General features: G+C 72.5%; 12 protein-coding genes. 3 read left to right on the top strand and 9 right to left on the bottom strand.

Features of this window, described 5'->3' with window-relative positions; translation table 11 throughout:
• Positions 1–254 precede the first annotated feature (254 nt).
• Complete coding sequence (locus ABD652_RS10340) at positions 255–953, top strand: FadR/GntR family transcriptional regulator (RefSeq protein WP_344720963.1); 699 nt, start codon at positions 255–257, stop codon at positions 951–953.
• Between the two features lie 25 nt (positions 954–978).
• Here ABD652_RS10340 and ABD652_RS10335 read toward each other — a convergent pair whose 3' ends face one another.
• The 5 genes from ABD652_RS10335 to ABD652_RS10315 all read right to left on the bottom strand — a co-directional run bounded on the left by ABD652_RS10335 (position 979) and on the right by ABD652_RS10315 (position 8,185).
• Complete coding sequence (locus ABD652_RS10335; protein WP_344720961.1) at positions 979–2,016, bottom strand: phosphoglycerate dehydrogenase; 1,038 nt, start codon at positions 2,014–2,016, stop codon at positions 979–981.
• 21 nt (positions 2,017–2,037) lie between these two features.
• Positions 2,038–3,483 (bottom strand): gluconokinase, encoded by a 1,446-nt coding sequence (locus ABD652_RS10330; protein ID WP_344720959.1) that lies wholly within the window; start codon positions 3,481–3,483, stop codon positions 2,038–2,040.
• 413 nt (positions 3,484–3,896) lie between these two features.
• Positions 3,897–5,456 carry a glycerol kinase GlpK gene (gene glpK / locus ABD652_RS10325; protein ID WP_344720957.1) on the bottom strand — a complete coding sequence of 520 codons (1,560 nt, stop codon included), beginning with the start codon at positions 5,454–5,456 and terminating at the stop codon, positions 3,897–3,899.
• A 90-nt stretch (positions 5,457–5,546) separates the two neighbouring features.
• Positions 5,547–6,290 carry an MIP/aquaporin family protein gene (locus tag ABD652_RS10320; protein WP_344720955.1) on the bottom strand — a complete coding sequence of 248 codons (744 nt, stop codon included), beginning with the start codon at positions 6,288–6,290 and terminating at the stop codon, positions 5,547–5,549.
• An 86-nt stretch (positions 6,291–6,376) separates the two neighbouring features.
• On the bottom strand, positions 6,377–8,185 hold the full coding sequence (locus tag ABD652_RS10315) for a glycerol-3-phosphate dehydrogenase/oxidase (RefSeq protein ID WP_344720953.1): 1,809 nt from the start codon (positions 8,183–8,185) through the stop codon (positions 6,377–6,379).
• A 114-nt stretch (positions 8,186–8,299) separates the two neighbouring features.
• On the opposite strand from ABD652_RS10315, the gene ABD652_RS10310 reads away from it, so the two are divergent.
• Complete coding sequence (locus ABD652_RS10310) at positions 8,300–9,274, top strand: sugar-binding transcriptional regulator (protein WP_344720951.1); 975 nt, start codon at positions 8,300–8,302, stop codon at positions 9,272–9,274.
• A gap of 199 nt (positions 9,275–9,473) precedes the next feature.
• A complete protein-coding gene (locus ABD652_RS10305) occupies positions 9,474–10,463 on the top strand; it encodes a GTP pyrophosphokinase (RefSeq protein WP_344720949.1) in 990 nt (329 codons plus the stop codon).
• 115 nt (positions 10,464–10,578) lie between these two features.
• Here ABD652_RS10305 and thiD read toward each other — a convergent pair whose 3' ends face one another.
• From thiD to ABD652_RS10285, 4 genes are all read right to left on the bottom strand, one after another.
• Positions 10,579–11,463, bottom strand: coding sequence for a bifunctional hydroxymethylpyrimidine kinase/phosphomethylpyrimidine kinase (gene thiD, locus ABD652_RS10300; RefSeq protein ID WP_344720947.1), 885 nt, complete (start codon positions 11,461–11,463; stop codon positions 10,579–10,581).
• A gap of 124 nt (positions 11,464–11,587) precedes the next feature.
• A complete protein-coding gene (gene chrA / locus ABD652_RS10295; RefSeq protein ID WP_344721090.1) occupies positions 11,588–12,802 on the bottom strand; it encodes a chromate efflux transporter in 1,215 nt (404 codons plus the stop codon).
• Between the two features lie 116 nt (positions 12,803–12,918).
• Positions 12,919–13,659, bottom strand: a complete 741-nt coding sequence (locus tag ABD652_RS10290) for a response regulator transcription factor (RefSeq protein WP_344720945.1) — start codon at positions 13,657–13,659, stop codon at positions 12,919–12,921.
• Positions 13,656–14,918: a sensor histidine kinase gene (locus ABD652_RS10285; protein WP_344720943.1), complete on the bottom strand. Its 1,263-nt coding sequence runs from the start codon at positions 14,916–14,918 to the stop codon at positions 13,656–13,658. Before ABD652_RS10285 ends, ABD652_RS10290 begins: the two co-directional genes overlap by 4 nt.
• Between the last annotated feature and the right edge of the window lie 52 nt (positions 14,919–14,970).

Raw genomic sequence — 14,970 nt, 5'->3', positions numbered from 1 at the left:
TATCTCCGTCGATGATCAGCAGAACGGTGTGCGGCGAGCGTGTGCTCCCTCACATCGCATGACCCGGCGAGCTTGCCACATAGATCACACCATTGGCAAAAAGACGTCATATCTGTCGTGACGACGGCACCTCCGGCCGTCTAGGGTGGAGGTCCGCACGTGATGCGGCTCGCACCGCCCGGAGGCCGTCCTCCGCCGGCGGCGTGATGCATGTCGTACATCCTGCCCCGTCCGCCGCACAGGAAGAAGGTCCCGTGGTCCAGGCCTCGCATGATTCCGTCCTCGATCATCTGGGTCGGCGCATCGCCGGCGGGGAGCTCGTCCCCGGCACCGTGCTGACGCTGGCCGATCTCGAGGCCGAGTACGGCGTCTCGCGCACTGTGGTGCGCGAGGCGGTCCGCGTGCTCGAGGCCAAGGCGATGCTCAGCTCCAAACGGCGGGTGGGGATCACCGTCAGCCCGATGAGCCGGTGGAGCATGCTCGATCCCGAGCTCATCCGTTGGCGGCTGACCAGCTCCGCCCGCGCCCGGCAGATCGTGGCGCTGACCGAGCTGCGCCTGGCCGTCGAGCCGATCGCCGCGCGGCTGGCCGCGCTGCGCGCCTCGGAGGACCAGCGCGCCGAGATCGGCCGGCTGGCCGACGAGCTGCGCCGCCTCGGCGCCGAGCACCAGGGCGACTCCGAGGAGTATCTCGCCGCCGACATCGCCTTCCACGACGTGCTGCTGCGGGCCGGCGGGAATCTGATGCTCACCGCGATCCAGAGCCCCATCGCCGAGGTCATCACCGGCCGGCACACCGCGGGACTGACTCCGGCCGAGCCGGTCCACCAGGCGCTGCACAACCACGTCGAGGCCGCCGCGGCAATCGTGCGCGGCGATGCCGACGCGGCCGAGCGGCATGTGCGCGGCTACGTCGAGGCGATCCTCGACGAGGTGCGCAGCGTGCCGGAGTGACCGCGAGCGGGCCGACTCCGGCGGATCAGACCACGCGGTCGGGCCCCGGCCGGCCGGCGAGCTCGGCGAGCAGGTTCTCCACGGCCATCGTGCCCATCCGCTCCACCGCCTCGGCGGTGTGCGCCCCGGCGTGCGGAGTGGTCACCGTGCGCTCGTGGCCGACCAGCACCGACTCCGTCGGCGGTTCGACGGCATAGGCGTCCAGCCCCACGCCGTGCAGCGTGCCGGCGTCCAGCGCCTCGCGCGCGGCCTGCTCGTCCAGCAGGCCCCCGCGAGCGGTGTTGATCACGATCGCGTCGTCTGCCAGCAGCGCCAGCCGGCGCGCGTCGAGCAGGTGCCGGGTCGACTCCAGCAGCGGCACGTGGAGGCTGACCACGCCGCTGCGGCGGCAGAGCTCGTCCAGGTCGACGGGAGCGGCCCCGTCGGCGGCGACGTCGTCGTCGGACCGTCCGGGGTCGTGGGCCAGCACCTCCATGCCCAGCCCGGCGGCCGCGGCGGCCACCCGGCGTCCGATCGCCCCGAAGCCGACCAGTCCCAGCGTCCGGCCGGAGAGCTCCAGCCCGGCCCCGCGCGGCCAGCCGCCCGCCCGCACTCCGGCGTCGAGCCGCGGGATCTCGCGGGCGACGGCGAACATCAGCCCGACGGCGAGCTCCGCCACCGCCTGCGCGTTGGACCCCGGGGCGTTCGTCACCCGGACGCCGCGCCGTCGGGCGGCCTCGAGGTCGACGCGGTCGGTGCCCACCCCGTAGCGGGCCACCACCTGCAGCGCGGGCGCGGCGTCGAGGACGTCAGCGGTGATCTCGTCCAGGCCCGCGACGAGGCCGCGCACTCCCCCGCCGCCCCGAGGCGACGCCGTCGGCGCCGTCGCCGGCGCCAGGGAGCCGAGCAGCTCGACGAGCTCCGCGGCGCTCAGCGGCCGGCCGTGCGGATTGAGCACCGGCTCGACGCCGGCCGCGCGCAGCCGGCGCAGCGGCGCGGCGTCGGGGTCGCGGCACAGCGACGTGGGGGTGATCAGCACGCGAGGGGCCTCCACGGGCTCCTCGGGGACGGGCGCGTCAGACATCGGGTCCTCCTCCTGGGGCGGTCAGTACCGGCTGCGGACGTCCTGGCCGGGCATCGTGCGGGCGTAGGCGTCCAGATACCGCTCGAACTCGCCGGCGTGGTACGCGGTGCGCCGCGAGTCCGGAGCGACGATCTCCCGGTCGGTCTCGGTCAGCGCCGGCTGCCGCGGACTGAGGCCGGCGGCGCGCAGCGCGGTCTTCACCGCCCCGGCGATGGAGCTGTGCTGCAGCGCGGAGAGCTCCATCTCCCGGCCGAAGACGTCGGCGGTCAGCTGCGTCCAGAAGGGCGAGGACAGCACCCCGCCGGAGAGGATGATCCGGCGAGGCTCGCCGTTGAGGGCGACCAGCTCGCGATAGCAGTGGTAGAGCGAATAGACGACGCCGTGCAGCACCGCCTGGTACATGTCCATCCGGCCGTGCCGCGGATGCAGCTCCAGGAAGCCGCCGCGGCGCTGATCCTGCCACCCGGGGCAGCGCTCTCCGAAGAGGAAGGGCATGAACAGCGGCATGTCGCGCTCGACGGCACTGAGCTTGGGCTCCAGCGTCTCGAAGGTCATGCCGCCGCCGAAGAGCTGGTCCTTGGCCCAGTCGACGCAGTTGGTGCAGCCCGACGCCGCCGCGCCGGAGAGCCATCCGGTGGTCGAGCGGTAGGCCCAGGTGCTCATCCGCGGCGAGAGGGCCGGCTCGGCGCCGGCCAGCCGCAGGGCCCCGGAGGTGCCCATCGAGAAAGTCATGTCGCCGGCGGCGGTGGCGTCGCTGCCCACCTGGTTCAGCGCGCCGTCGGGGCCGGGGATCTGCACCGGCGTGCCGGCGGCGACGCCGAGCAGGCTGGCCGCCTCGGCGGTCAGCTCGGCGGAGACGTCGGCGTCGACGAGCTCGGGCAGCGCGACGCCGTCGAGGCCGAGGCGGGCGAGGACGTCGGCGTCCCAGTCGTCGTGGACGGTGGAGAGCAGGCCGGTGCCGGAGGCCTGCGCCCGCGAGGTCCACCGACGGCCGGTCAGCCGGGCGAAGGTGTAGCTGTTCTGGTCCATGGCCAGCCGGCCGGAGACGTCCATCCCCTGGCTGCGCAGCAGCATCAGCTTGAAGGCCGGGTAGATGGCGTTGACCATGCAGCCGGTGCGCTCGTAGAACCAGCGGGTGAAGTCCTCGTCGGCCCGCAGCTCGGCGCAGAGGTCCTGCGCGCCGGTGTAGGGCCACTCCTGCACCCCGGTGATCGGGCTCAGATCCGGCTCGCGCAGCGTCATCCCGTGCCAGGTCCCCGAGAGGGCGACCCGGTCGACGCGCCGGCCTGCGGCCGCCTCGGCGCCGAGCTGGACCAGCTGGGTGAAGATGCTCTCCGCGTCGCGGATGGAGGCGTCCTCGCCGCCGATCACGAAGCGGCGGGTCCGCACCGAGACCTCCTGGGTCTCAGTGTCGAAGAGCATCGTCTTCGCGGAGGTCGTGCTCGCCTCCAGGGCCAGGATGATCATCTCTCGCCTTCCGTCGTCCGGCTTGACGACGTGCCGGCGGGACCGCCGCAGGTCGGCGGTCCCGCAGGCCGGGCTGAGCACGCCGTCGGGCTGCGGGCGGACTCGGCCGGGGCCCGGCGCCGTCCGGAGATCCGGATCGTCGACGCCGGCGGGGAGCCGCCCGCAGCAATGATATGACTTTTGCCGCACCACCGGCGAGCCTCCGCGTGCATGTGACGCCGACGACGTCGTGCGCCCGTCCCCGGCACCCTCCGGCACCGCCCGGCGCACAGTGTGCCGCAGTGCCCCGGACGCGCCGAGGCCCCGGCGGAGCGGATCCGCCGGGGCCTCGTGCCGCCCGGAGTTCGTATCTGTCCGGAGCTCGTTCTGTCGGACGCTCGTGCCGGCCGGGCGTCGCCGCCGCGGCCGCAGCCTCAGGAGGCGGCTTCGGCCGCCACGTCCTCGTCGACCCAGTCGAAGGCCCGGGTGACGGCCTTCTTCCAGAGCCGCAGCTTGCGCGCGGCGGCGTCGCGGTCGATCTGCGGGCTCCAGCGCTTGTCCTCGGCCCAGTTGGCCACGACGTCGTCGGTGCTCGCCCAGAAGCCCACCGCCAGGCCGGCCGCGTAGGCCGCGCCCATCGCCGTGGTCTCGATGACCTGCGGACGGACCACGTCGACGCCGAGGAGATCGGCCTGGAACTGCATGAGCGTCTCGTTGACGACCATGCCGCCGTCGACCTTCAGCTCGGTGAGGTCCTTGCCGGAGTCGTCGTTCATCGCCCCGACGACCTCCGCCGACTGGAAGGCCACCGACTCCAGGGCCGCGCGGCAGATGTGGTTCTGGTTCACATAGCGGGTCAGCCCCACCAGCACACCGCGGGCATCATGCTTCCAGTAGGGCGCGAAGAGTCCGGAGAAGGCCGGCACCACGTAGGCGCCGCCGTTGTCGTCGACCTTCTTCGCCTTGGTCTCCGACTCCGCGGCGTCGGCGATCAGCCCCAGGTTGTCGCGCAGCCACTGGATCAGCGAGCCGGTGACCGCCACCGCGCCCTCCAGGGCGTAGACGGTGTCCTGCTCGCCGAGCTTGTACGCCACCGTGGTCAGCAGCCCGTTGTCCGAGCGGACCGCCTCGGTGCCGGTGTTCATCAGCATGAAGTTGCCGGTGCCGTAGGTGTTCTTGCCCTGGCCCGGGGTGAAGCAGGCCTGCCCGAAGGTCGCGGCCTGCTGGTCGCCGAGGATGCCGGTGATCGGCGTGTCGATCAGCAGCCCCTGCTTGTGGCCGTGGCCGTAGACCTCGGAGGAGGACCGGATCTCCGGGAGCATCGACGTCGGGATGTCCATGTCCGCGCAGATCTCGGCGTTCCAGTCGAGCGTGTCGATGTTCATCAGCAGCGTGCGCGAGGCGTTGGTGACGTCGGTGACGTGCCGGCCGCCGTCGGGCCCGCCGGTCATGTTCCACACCAGCCAGGTGTCCATCGTGCCGAAGAGCAGGTCGCCGGCCTCGGCGCGCTCCTGGGCGCCGTCGACGGCGTCGAGGATCCAGCGGACCTTCGGGCCGGCGAAGTAGGTGGCCAGCGGCAGGCCGGTGCGGTCCTTGTACTTCTCGGCGCCGGCGTCGCCGGCGAGTCGGTCGCAGATCTCCTGGGTGCGGGTGTCCTGCCAGACCACCGCGTTGTGGATCGGCTCGCCGGTGTGCCGGTCCCAGACCACAGTGGTCTCCCGCTGGTTCGTGATGCCCACGGCGGCGAGGCTGTGCCGGTTGATGTTCGCATCGGCCAGGGCCAGCCCGACCACCTCGCGGGTGTTGCGCCAGATCTCCTTCGCGTCGTGCTCGACCCAGCCGGCGCGCGGCAGGATCTGCTCATGCTCCTTCTGGCCGCTGCCCAGCGGCTGCCCGGAGTGGTCGATGACCACTGCGCGGGTCGAGGTGGTGCCCTGGTCGATGGCCATGACGTAGGAGCCGTTCTCGGGGTTCGTGCCTGTCGGGGTCGTCATCGGTGACTTCCTTCCTGATCACGGACGTGTCGGTGAGAGTGGACGGGGTGTGTGGCGTCGTGGACGGTCATGTCGGACGGCCGGACGGGCTCAGGCCGCGCCGGCGCCGAGCAGCGGGAAGATCTGCACGGAGGCGCCGGCCAGCAGCGCGCCGACGACCGGCCCGGCGATCGGGACCCAGGAGTAGGACCAGTCGCTGGAGCCCTTGTGCCGGATGGGCAGGATCGCGTGGGCCAGGCGCGGACCGAGGTCGCGGGCCGGGTTGATCGCGTAGCCGGTCGGTCCGCCGAGCGAGGCGCCGATGGCGAGGACGACCAGCGCCACCGCCAGCGGCCCGAGCTCGGCGGGCGTCTCGCCCATCATCAGCACCAGCAGCACCAGCACATAGGTGCCGATGATCTCGGTGACGGTGTTCCAGCCGTAGGAGCGCTTCTCCGGGCCGGTGGAGAAGGTGCCCAGGATCGCCGCCGGGTCGGTCTCGTCGTCGTAGTGCTTCTTATAGGCCAGCCAGGCGACGACGGCGCCGAGGAAGGCGCCGATCAGCTCGGCGGCGAAGTAGGCCAGGGTGTTCGGCAGCGTCACCGCGATGCCCGGAGCGTACTCCTCCGCGCCGGAGGCCAGCAGCCCCACGGTGACCGCGGGGTTGATGTGCGCGCCGGAGGCGTAGGCGACGTAGACGCCGGCGAAGACGCCGAGCCCCCAGCCGAAGTTGATCAGCAGCCAGCCGCCGCCGTTGCCCTTGGTGCCTGACAGCACCACATTGGCCACCACTCCGGCGCCCAGCAGGACGAGCGTCGCGGTGCCCATGATCTCGAAGAGGAAGATGGTTCCCACAGGTCAGACTCCTTCGTCTCGTGGTATGTCGGCCTGGTCCGCGTCCGACCCCTCCGGGCCGGACGCGGACTCCCGGGACTGAGGAGTCAGTCGGCCCGTCCGGTCGGTTCGGAGGCTCCCCAGGAGCCCCATGTCACCCGGGTGGCCGGGATCGTGTCGGCCAGCAGCGCGGCGGCCTCCGCATCGCTGTCCGAGGCCTCGGCGGCGAGCAGGGCCTCGACGCGGCTGGTCCAGGAGCGACGCTCATGCTCCTGACGCTCCTCGTCCCAGCCCAGCGGGCCGGCGACGAGGGCGATCACCTCGTCCATGACGCCGAGCCCGCGGTCGCGGACCTCGTGGACGATGCGCGTGCGGCGCTCGAGCAGGTCTTCCAGATGCACAGCTCCCTCCTGCTCCGCGGCGTAGCGGATCTCGGCCCGCAGGTAGCCCGGGGCGTGCTCCAGCGGCTCGAGGAGGTCGGGCTGCTCCTCGGCCGGAGCCAGCACCTCGCCCAGCAGGCTGCCGTAGCGGCGCAGCAGCCGGCGGACGCGCTCGACGTCCAGGCCCCGCTCGGCGGCGACCTCCTCGGCGCGCCCCGACCACTCGCCGTAGCCCTGGCCGCCGAGCAGCGGCATGACCTCGGTCAGACTCTGGCGATGGGAGAACCGATCCTGGGCGGCGAAGTCGACGGCGTCCTCGGCCATCACCCGGTAGGTGGTCAGCTTGCCGCCGGCGACGGCGGTCAGCCCCGGGGCCAGGCGCTTGACGGTGTGCTCGCGGGAGACCTTGGCGCTGCCGCCGCCGTCGCCCTTCTCCTCCGGCTGCAGCAGCGGGCGCAGCCCGGCCCAGGTGCCGATGATGTCCTCACGGGTCAGATCGGTCTGCAGGATGGCGTTGGCGTGCTCGAGCACGTAGTCGATGTCGCTGCTGTTCGGGGCCGGCACGTCGACGTTCTCGTGCCAGGCGGTGTCCGTGGTGCCGATCGCCCAGCAGTCCTCCTGCGGGATGAGGAAGAGCACCGACTTCTCGGTCTGGCTGATCACGCCCACGTGGTCCTCGGCGGCGATGCGGTCCTTGGGCACGGTGATGTGGATGCCCTTGGAGGCCAGGACCTTCAGTCCGGCGTCGGCCTCGGCGGCGTCCTGCTGCTGCTCGGTCCACACGCCGGCGGCGATGATCGTCTCCTTCGCCCGGACCTCCAGGGACCGGCCGGTCTCCAGATCCCTCAGCCGCGCGCCGACGACCGGCGCCTCGCCGGTGTCCGCACCGACCGCGGCGGCGTCGTCGTGGACGTAGGACTCGACGGCGGTGCGCGTGGCCACAGCGGCGCCGAGGCTCTGCGCCGAGCGCGCCAGCGTCATGACCAGCCGGGCGTCGTCCACCTGGGCGTCGAAGTACTCGAGGGCTCCGACGAAGGTGTCGTGGTCGAGTCCGGCGAAGCGACGGCGCAGCCGGCTCCGCGAGAGGTGCTTGTGGAAGGGCACTGCGCGCTTCTCCCCCGGCCGCACCGACATCGCGTCATAGAGCGAGACGCCCGAGCCGATGAAGGCCCGGTCGACCAGCGGCGTCTTGAAGGGGAAGACGAAGGGCAGCGAGCGGACCAGATGCGGCGCCGTGCGCTTCAGCAGCAGGTCGCGCTCGCGCAGCGCCTCGGAGACGAGTTTGAAGTCCATCATCTGCAGATAGCGGAGTCCGCCGTGGACCAGCTTGGAGGAGCGCGAGGAGGTGCCCTGGCCCAGGTCCTGGGCCTCGACCAGCCCCACGCGGAGCCCTCGGGTGGCGGCGTCGAAGGCGGCGGCCGCTCCCACGACCCCTCCTCCGACCACGAGCACGTCGAGGGGTTCGCCCTCGACGGTGCCTGCGAACTCGTCCAGGGCACGGGTGCGCGCCTCCGGGTTCAGGGGTTCAGCCTTCACGTCATCGGCCTTTCTGCGGGACGCCTGTGTTACGTGATCCCCATCTCACGCGCTGGAGCCCATATTCTCAACATCTGTGCACGAACGTGCACTCGATGCGGGATACTGGATGCCATGCGCACATCCTTCCGCGAGAAGGCGGAGTATCACGCTGCACAGATGTACTATGCCGAGAATCGCACCATGGAGTCCATCGCCGGCGAACTCGGCATCTCCCGCTCGACGGTCTCGCGGCTGCTCGCCGAGGCCCGCGATCAGGGCATCGTGCGGATCTCGCTGCATCCGCCCATCGAGCGCCCCAGCGCGCTGGAGCACCTGATCAGCGAACGCCACGGGGTCGCCGCCCACGTCGCCGCCTCGACGCCCGAGACCGAGCCCTCCCAGCGGCGCGACGCCGTCGCCGTGCTGGCCGCCGAGGTGCTCGACGCCCTGGTCCGCCCGGATGCGGTGATCGGCGTCGCCTGGGGCCAGACGATGACTTCGGTGGTGACGCGCCTGCCGCGCCGCCCGGTGCGCAACGTCGAGGTCGTCCAGCTCAACGGGGCGGTGAACTCGCAGCCCGAGGGCACCAGCGTCGGGCTCGGCACCGGGATGAGCGTGGTGGAGAACTTCGCCCGGGCCTTCGACGCGCGGGCGCACGTCTTCGCCGTGCCGGCGTTCTTCGACTACGAGGAGACCAAGGAGGCGCTGTGGCGGGAGCGCTCGACGCTGCGCGTGCTGGATCTGCACCACCGGGCGACGGTCGCAGTCTTCGGCGTGGGCACCTTCGGCCAGGGCGCGCCGTCCCAGGTCTATGCCGGCGGATACCTCAGCCGCGAGGACATCGACGCGCTCACCGCCGAGCGGGCGGTCGGCGATGTGTGCACCGTGTATCTGCGCGCCGACGGCTCCTGGGAGGACATCGGGCTCAACCGGCGCAGCTCGGGACCGAGCCCCGACGCGCTGCGCGGGGTGCCGCGGCGGGTGTGCGTGGTCAACGGGCCGCAGAAGGTGCCCGCGCTGCGCGCGGCGCTGGCCGCCGGGCTGGTGACCGACCTGGTCATCGACCAGGTCTCGGCCGATCTGCTGGCCGGCTCCGCCGCCGGCTGAGCGCCGCAGCCGCCGCTCCCCTCCCCGGTCGCCGTCGTCGGGACGATCTCGCGCTGAGCTGAATCCGACGTGGTGCTGACATGCAGACACCGTCCAGGGTGCGGCACTAGAGTCGGACGTCGAAGACGTCGAGGGGCGGACCCGCCGCTGTCGGACGGACGACCGACGTCGTCGCCTCGTCAGAGCCGAAGGAGCTGAGATGTCCTCTGGACCGTCGATGGAGACCGAGTTCCCCAGCGCGCGCGACGGCCGCGCCGCCGCGCATGCCGCGGAGGCCCCGGCGGGATCGGAGGCCGACGGCGACGCGCGGTCCGGCACCCAGCTGGCGCGCCGCGGCGACGACGGCCGCGACCCCTACCAGCAGCTGTTCAACCAGCTGCAGGACAACGCCGGCAAGAACGGATCCACCGGCGCGGTCCCGCGGATGATCGACATCCGCCGCCAGCTCACCGAGTTCCAGCTGCACTATAAGTTCGGCATGGACGAGGTGCTGACCAAGATCAACGTGCTCCGCGAGGAGTTCGAGCACACGCGCGACTACTCCCCCATCGAGCACGTCAACTACCGGCTGAAGTCTCTGGACCGGATCCTGGAGAAGGTCGACCGCTACGGCTGCGAGCCCACGCTGGAGGGCATCCGCGGGGCGATCCGCGACATCGCCGGCATCCGGATCACCTGCTCCTTCGTCTCCGACGCCTACTGGGTCGCCGAGATGCTCTGCTCCCAGCCGGATCTGCGCGTCGTCGAGGTCAAGGACTACATCCACCGGCCCAAGCCCAACGGCTACAAGAGCCTGCACGTGATCGTGCAGGTGCCGGTCTTCCTCTCCAACCGCACCGAGTTCGTCTATGTCGAAGTGCAGATCCGCACCGTCGCCATGGACTTCTGGGCCTCGCTGGAGCACAAGATCTACTACACCTACGACGGCGAGGTCCCCGACGAGATCCTCGAGGAGCTCCACGACGCCGCGCAGAAGGCCGATGCCCTGGACCGGCAGATGGCCGAGATCCGCGACCGGGTCACCTCGCTGAAGGAGCAGGCGCCGACCTCCGGACAGGGCGCCACCGGTCCGACGCCGGACGCCCAGGACCGCCCGGACAGCGGCCGCTGGTTCCCCGAGGCCGACGCCTCGCAGGCCTGGCGGTGGGAGGACATCGCCGCTCAGGCTTCCTCGTTCTCCGGCGACTGACCCGCCGACCGCAGGCCCCGGGCCACCGGCGATGACTCTGTGGAAGGTGCGGGAATGCTGGCGTATTCCCACACCTTCCGCCGAGTCATCGCCCGGGGCCGGCGGGACAGGCGGCTCAGCGCCAGAGCTGGGCGAAGTGCTGGATCGGGCCGTGGCCGACGCCGACGTCGAGCCGCTCCGCGTCGCGCAGCGCCTCGGTCATCCAGACCTTGACCTCGTCGACGGCCTCCTCCCAGCTCAGCCCGCGGGCGCGCAGGGCGGCCAGCGCCGCGGAGACCGAGCAGCCGGTGCCGTGGGTGCTGGTGGTCTCCACCCGCGGCCCCGCGGCGCGATGCTCCGGCGGCCGGACGCCGTCGACGGCCGGGTGGACGAGGATGTCGACGACGTCGCCGGCGGCCAGATGCCCGCCCTTGGCCAGCACCAACACCGAGTGGGCGTCGGCGACGACGCGCGCCTGGGCGATCAGCGTCTCGGCGTCGCCGGCCGGCTCCCGGCCGGCCAGCAGGGCCAGTTCGGGCACGTTCGGCGTGATCAGATCCGCCCGGGAGAGGAACGCGAGGAGCGCGGACTCGGCCTCGGCGTCGAGCAGCCGGTCCCCGGAGGTGGCGACCATGACCGGGTCCAGCACCAGCGCCGGTCGTTCGGCGCGGCCGGTCCACAGCCCGTCCCACCACGCGGCGACCGTCTCGATGACCTCGACGGTGCCCAGCATCCCGATCTTGACCCCGTCGACGGCGACGTCGTCGGTGACCGAGGCCAGCTGCGCGGCGAGGAATTCGGCCTCGGGCACGTGGATCGCGCGCACTCCGCCGGTGTTCTGCGCGACCAGAGCGGTCACTGCGGCCATCCCGTAGGTCCGGTGGGCGGCGAAGGACTTCAGATCCGCGTGGATGCCGGCGCCGCCGGTGGGGTCGGTCCCGGCCACCGAGAGCAGATTGGGGATCTCGCGGACGGATCCGGTGTGCGGTGCTGTCCTCGTCGGCGCGTCGGCAGGCGTCATGATGCTGGCATCCCTTCGCATGTGCTGGCAGGTGCAGGTTCGACGGGTGTGCTCTCAGCCCGCGGGCCGCTCGCCGCGCAGGCACCCCGTGCCGGACGACGAGTGTAGCCGGTCACGCCGGCGATCAGAGCACCGCCCAGCCCAGCAGCCCCGCCGCGAGGACCACCGCCCAGGCCGGAGCACGCCAGGCCGAGAGCGCGACGAAGCCTGCCACGGCGACCACCAGCGCCCCTGTTCCCGGGTCCAGCACGCCGGCGGTGAACACCGGGGTGTACAGCGCGGCGGCGAGCAGGCCCACGACGCCGGCGTTCACTCCGCGCAGCGCCCGGCGCACCCGCGGGGCCCCGCGCAGCGCCTCCCAGAACGGCAGCGTGCCGACGACCAGCAGTCCGGCCGGCAGGAAGATCGCCAGCAGCGCGATCGTCGCGCCCAGCACGCCGCTCGGGCCGCTGGTGGCCGAGGCGCCGAGGAAGGAGGAGACGGTGAACAGCGGGCCGGGGACCGCCTGCGCGGCGCCGTAGCCGGCGAGGAAGACCTCCTGGTCCACCAGGCCCGTGCCCACGGTCTCGCCCTGCAGCAGCGGCAGCACCACGTGGCCGCCGCCGAAGACCAGAGCGCCGGCGCGGTAGAAGAGGTCGACCAGCGTCGCCGCCGGACCGGCGACGGTGCCGGCGAGCGCGGCGGCGAGCGCGGGCAGTCCGACCAGCAGCAGTCCGAAGCCCGTCAGGGCGGCGACGGCGACACGGCGGCGGATGCGCACGGTGAAGGCGTCCTCGACGCCGGCCGGGGACTCGTCGTCGGGCAGCAGGAGCAGTCCGGCGAGCCCGGCGAGGACGATGACGCCGACCTGGACCGCCGGATGCGGGATCAGCAGCACCAGGATCATCCCGGTCGCGGCGATCGTCGCCCGGCGCGGATCCGGAGCATGGGCCCGAGCCATGCCGAGCACCGCATGGGCGACGACGGCGACGGCGGCGGCCTTCAGCCCGGACACCCACCCGGCCTCGGAGAGGTCGCCGGCGAGCGCGACGCCCTGGGCGGCGGCGACCAGCAGCACTGCCGAGGGCAGGGTGAAGGCCGCCCAGGCGGCGAACATGCCGCGGAATCCCGCCCGCTGCAGTCCCAGGGCCATGCCGACCTGGCTGGAGGCCGGTCCCGGGAGGAACTGGCACAGGGCGACGAGGTCGGCGTAGGCCCGTTCGGAGAGCCAGCCGCGGCGCTCGACGAAGGCCTCGCGGAAGTAGGCCAAATGCGCCACGGGGCCGCCGAAGGAGGTCAGGCCCAGGCGCAGGAAGACCAGCAGCACCTCCAGGGTGCGGCCGGGTGTGCTGTCCTCGATGCGGCCGGATGAGCTGTTCGGCTCCGGCCGGGCAGTTTCTGCGTCTCTCACGGACCGACAGCATGGAGCCTGGAGGTTAACGCCCGGAGAACGCGGCCGGGCGTCGGCGCCGAGGGTCAGCTGCGGCGCCGGTCTCCACGCTCCTCTCCACGATGCAGACCGGCGCGTCGCCCGAGGATGGCCAGCTCGGTGCGGTCCCGGGCGCTCAGCTTGTGCAGCATGCGGCTGACGTAGGTGCGCGCGGTCTCCGGGCTCAGGTGCAGCGCGGCGCCGGCTTCGGCGTTGCTCCGGCCGCGGGCGACTTCGGCGAGCACCTCGATCTCACGTCCGGTCAGCTGCGAGAGGTCCGCCGACGGACCGACCTGCTCGTCGTCCTCGCCTCCGTCATGGTCACCCGGATCGTCTCCGAGCGCTCCGTCGGCCAGATGCTCCATCAGTCGGCGCGCGATCATCGGCGAGAGGAGATTGCCGCCGGCAGCGGCGGTGCGCACCCCTTCGCGCAGCCGGGCGGCCGGGGTGTCCTTCAGCAGATATCCCGCGGCTCCGGCCCGGACGGCGGCGAGGATGTCGGCGTCGTCGTCGAAGGTCGTGAGCACCACCACCCGGACCTCGACGAGGTCCTCTCGAGCGCGGATGGCCCGGGTCGCCGCGATCCCGTCGCGGCCGGGCATCCGCAGATCCATCAGCACCACCGCGGGCCGCAGCTGCTCGACCCGGCGCAGCGCGTCGTCGCCGTCGGTCGCCTCGCCGACCACGTCCAGAGACTCGCCCTCCTCCCCCGGGCCGCCGCTCAGCAGGGTCCGCAGCCCGGCGCGGACGAGGTCCTGATCGTCGACGATCAGCACACGGATGCTCATTGCTCCTCCTGCCCGCCCAGCGGGATCCAGGCATCCACGCGCCACCCGGGTCCCGAACCGGTCTCGGCCGGTCCTGCCTCCAGCTCTCCGCCCAGCGACCGGGCACGCTCCCGCATGCCGGCGAGCCCGACCCCATCGGGGCAGACAGGGCCTGGTTCAGGACGCGGGGGTCCCGGATCCCGGACCGCCGCATGCAGCTGCGAGGCGTCGGCGGCGATCGTCACCTGTGCGGAATCGGCGCGGGAATGGCGCACCACGTTGGTCAGCGACTCCTGGACGATCCGGTGGACGGCGGACTCCACGGCCGGAGGGGCATCGGTCTCCAAGGACAGGTCCAGGTCCACCGTCAGCGGCAGTTGTGGGATGACCGTCTCGCGCAGTCCGGCCAGCGTCGGCGGCGTCCGCGCTGCGGCGGTCTGCCGATGCGCCGGCGGCAGATGCTCGGCCCCGGCATCCTGATCTTCGGTCCGGGCCTCGGCTCCGGCGCGGCGTAGCTGGCGCACCGTGGCGCGCAGCTCGACGAGCATCGACCGTGCCGTCTCTCCGATGGTCTGGAGCGCCGCGCGCGGCTGGTCAGGCTGGTCAGGCGGGCCGGGCGACCGCCGGGCCTCGGCCTCGCGGGCGATCTCGGCGTGCATCGCGATCACTGTGAGCTGGTGGCCGAGCGAATCATGCAGCTCGCGGGCGATCGCCGCACGCTCCTCCGCGACGGCCTGCCGCGCGCGACTGCGTTCGGCCGCCACCGTGGCCTCGAGGAGCTCCCGGCCGCTGCGCTGCAGCCTCCTCCGGGCCCTCAGGGCATCCCCCAGGGCGACGGCGCTGGCCATCAGCGCCACATGTCCCACCGCCTCGTAGCCCAGGATTCGCGCGGGGTCCTGGCCTTGGAGCAGGCGGACGGCATAGCTGACCACCAGCAGAGCGCCGGCGGCCAGCGCCGGCGAGCGCGGACCGCGCCGTTCGGCGGCGGAGAACAGGGCGGCGAACGCCGGCACGGAGAGGCCGATCACCGGGTAGCCGGCGGCGTAGTAGGCGAAGATCCCCAGCACCGTCAGCCACAGCACCAGCAGCGGACGGGTGCGGCGCAGCAGCATCAGGGCCCCGAGCCCGAGGGCCCAGAGATAGGTGCTGACTTCCGGCGGGCGCTCCCCGGCCTGGTCGGCGCTGATCATGATGGCGACCGCGAGGACGACGAGCACCCCGAGCAGGGCGTCGACGACGATCGGCGCCCAGCTCGGCCGCAGTCCTCTCGCAGTGCCCATGACAGCGAGTCTAGGGCGCCTCGGACCGCGGCGGGATCGCCTGCGGGCGACG

Source organism: Nesterenkonia halobia (assembly GCF_039536005.1).
GTDB lineage: Bacteria > Actinomycetota > Actinomycetes > Actinomycetales > Micrococcaceae > Nesterenkonia > Nesterenkonia halobia.
Note: the sequence above shows the minus strand (reverse complement) of the source record. Positions and strands in the feature narration are given on the sequence as shown.

Bases quoted from the DNA above. Each gene is read 5' to 3' on its own strand.
- ABD652_RS10285 (WP_344720943.1), bottom strand. From the start codon at position 14,918: ATGGGCACTGCGAGAGGACTGCGGCCGAGCTGGGCGCCGATCGTCGTC.
- thiD (WP_344720947.1), bottom strand. From the start codon at position 11,463: ATGACGCCTGCCGACGCGCCGACGAGGACAGCACCGCACACCGGATCC.
- ABD652_RS10330 (WP_344720959.1), bottom strand. From the start codon at position 3,483: ATGATCATCCTGGCCCTGGAGGCGAGCACGACCTCCGCGAAGACGATG.
- ABD652_RS10310 (WP_344720951.1), top strand. From the start codon at position 8,300: ATGCGCACATCCTTCCGCGAGAAGGCGGAGTATCACGCTGCACAGATG.
- ABD652_RS10290 (WP_344720945.1), bottom strand. From the start codon at position 13,659: ATGAGCATCCGTGTGCTGATCGTCGACGATCAGGACCTCGTCCGCGCC.
- ABD652_RS10305 (WP_344720949.1), top strand. From the start codon at position 9,474: ATGTCCTCTGGACCGTCGATGGAGACCGAGTTCCCCAGCGCGCGCGAC.
- ABD652_RS10335 (WP_344720961.1), bottom strand. From the start codon at position 2,016: ATGTCTGACGCGCCCGTCCCCGAGGAGCCCGTGGAGGCCCCTCGCGTG.
- glpK (WP_344720957.1), bottom strand. From the start codon at position 5,456: ATGACGACCCCGACAGGCACGAACCCCGAGAACGGCTCCTACGTCATG.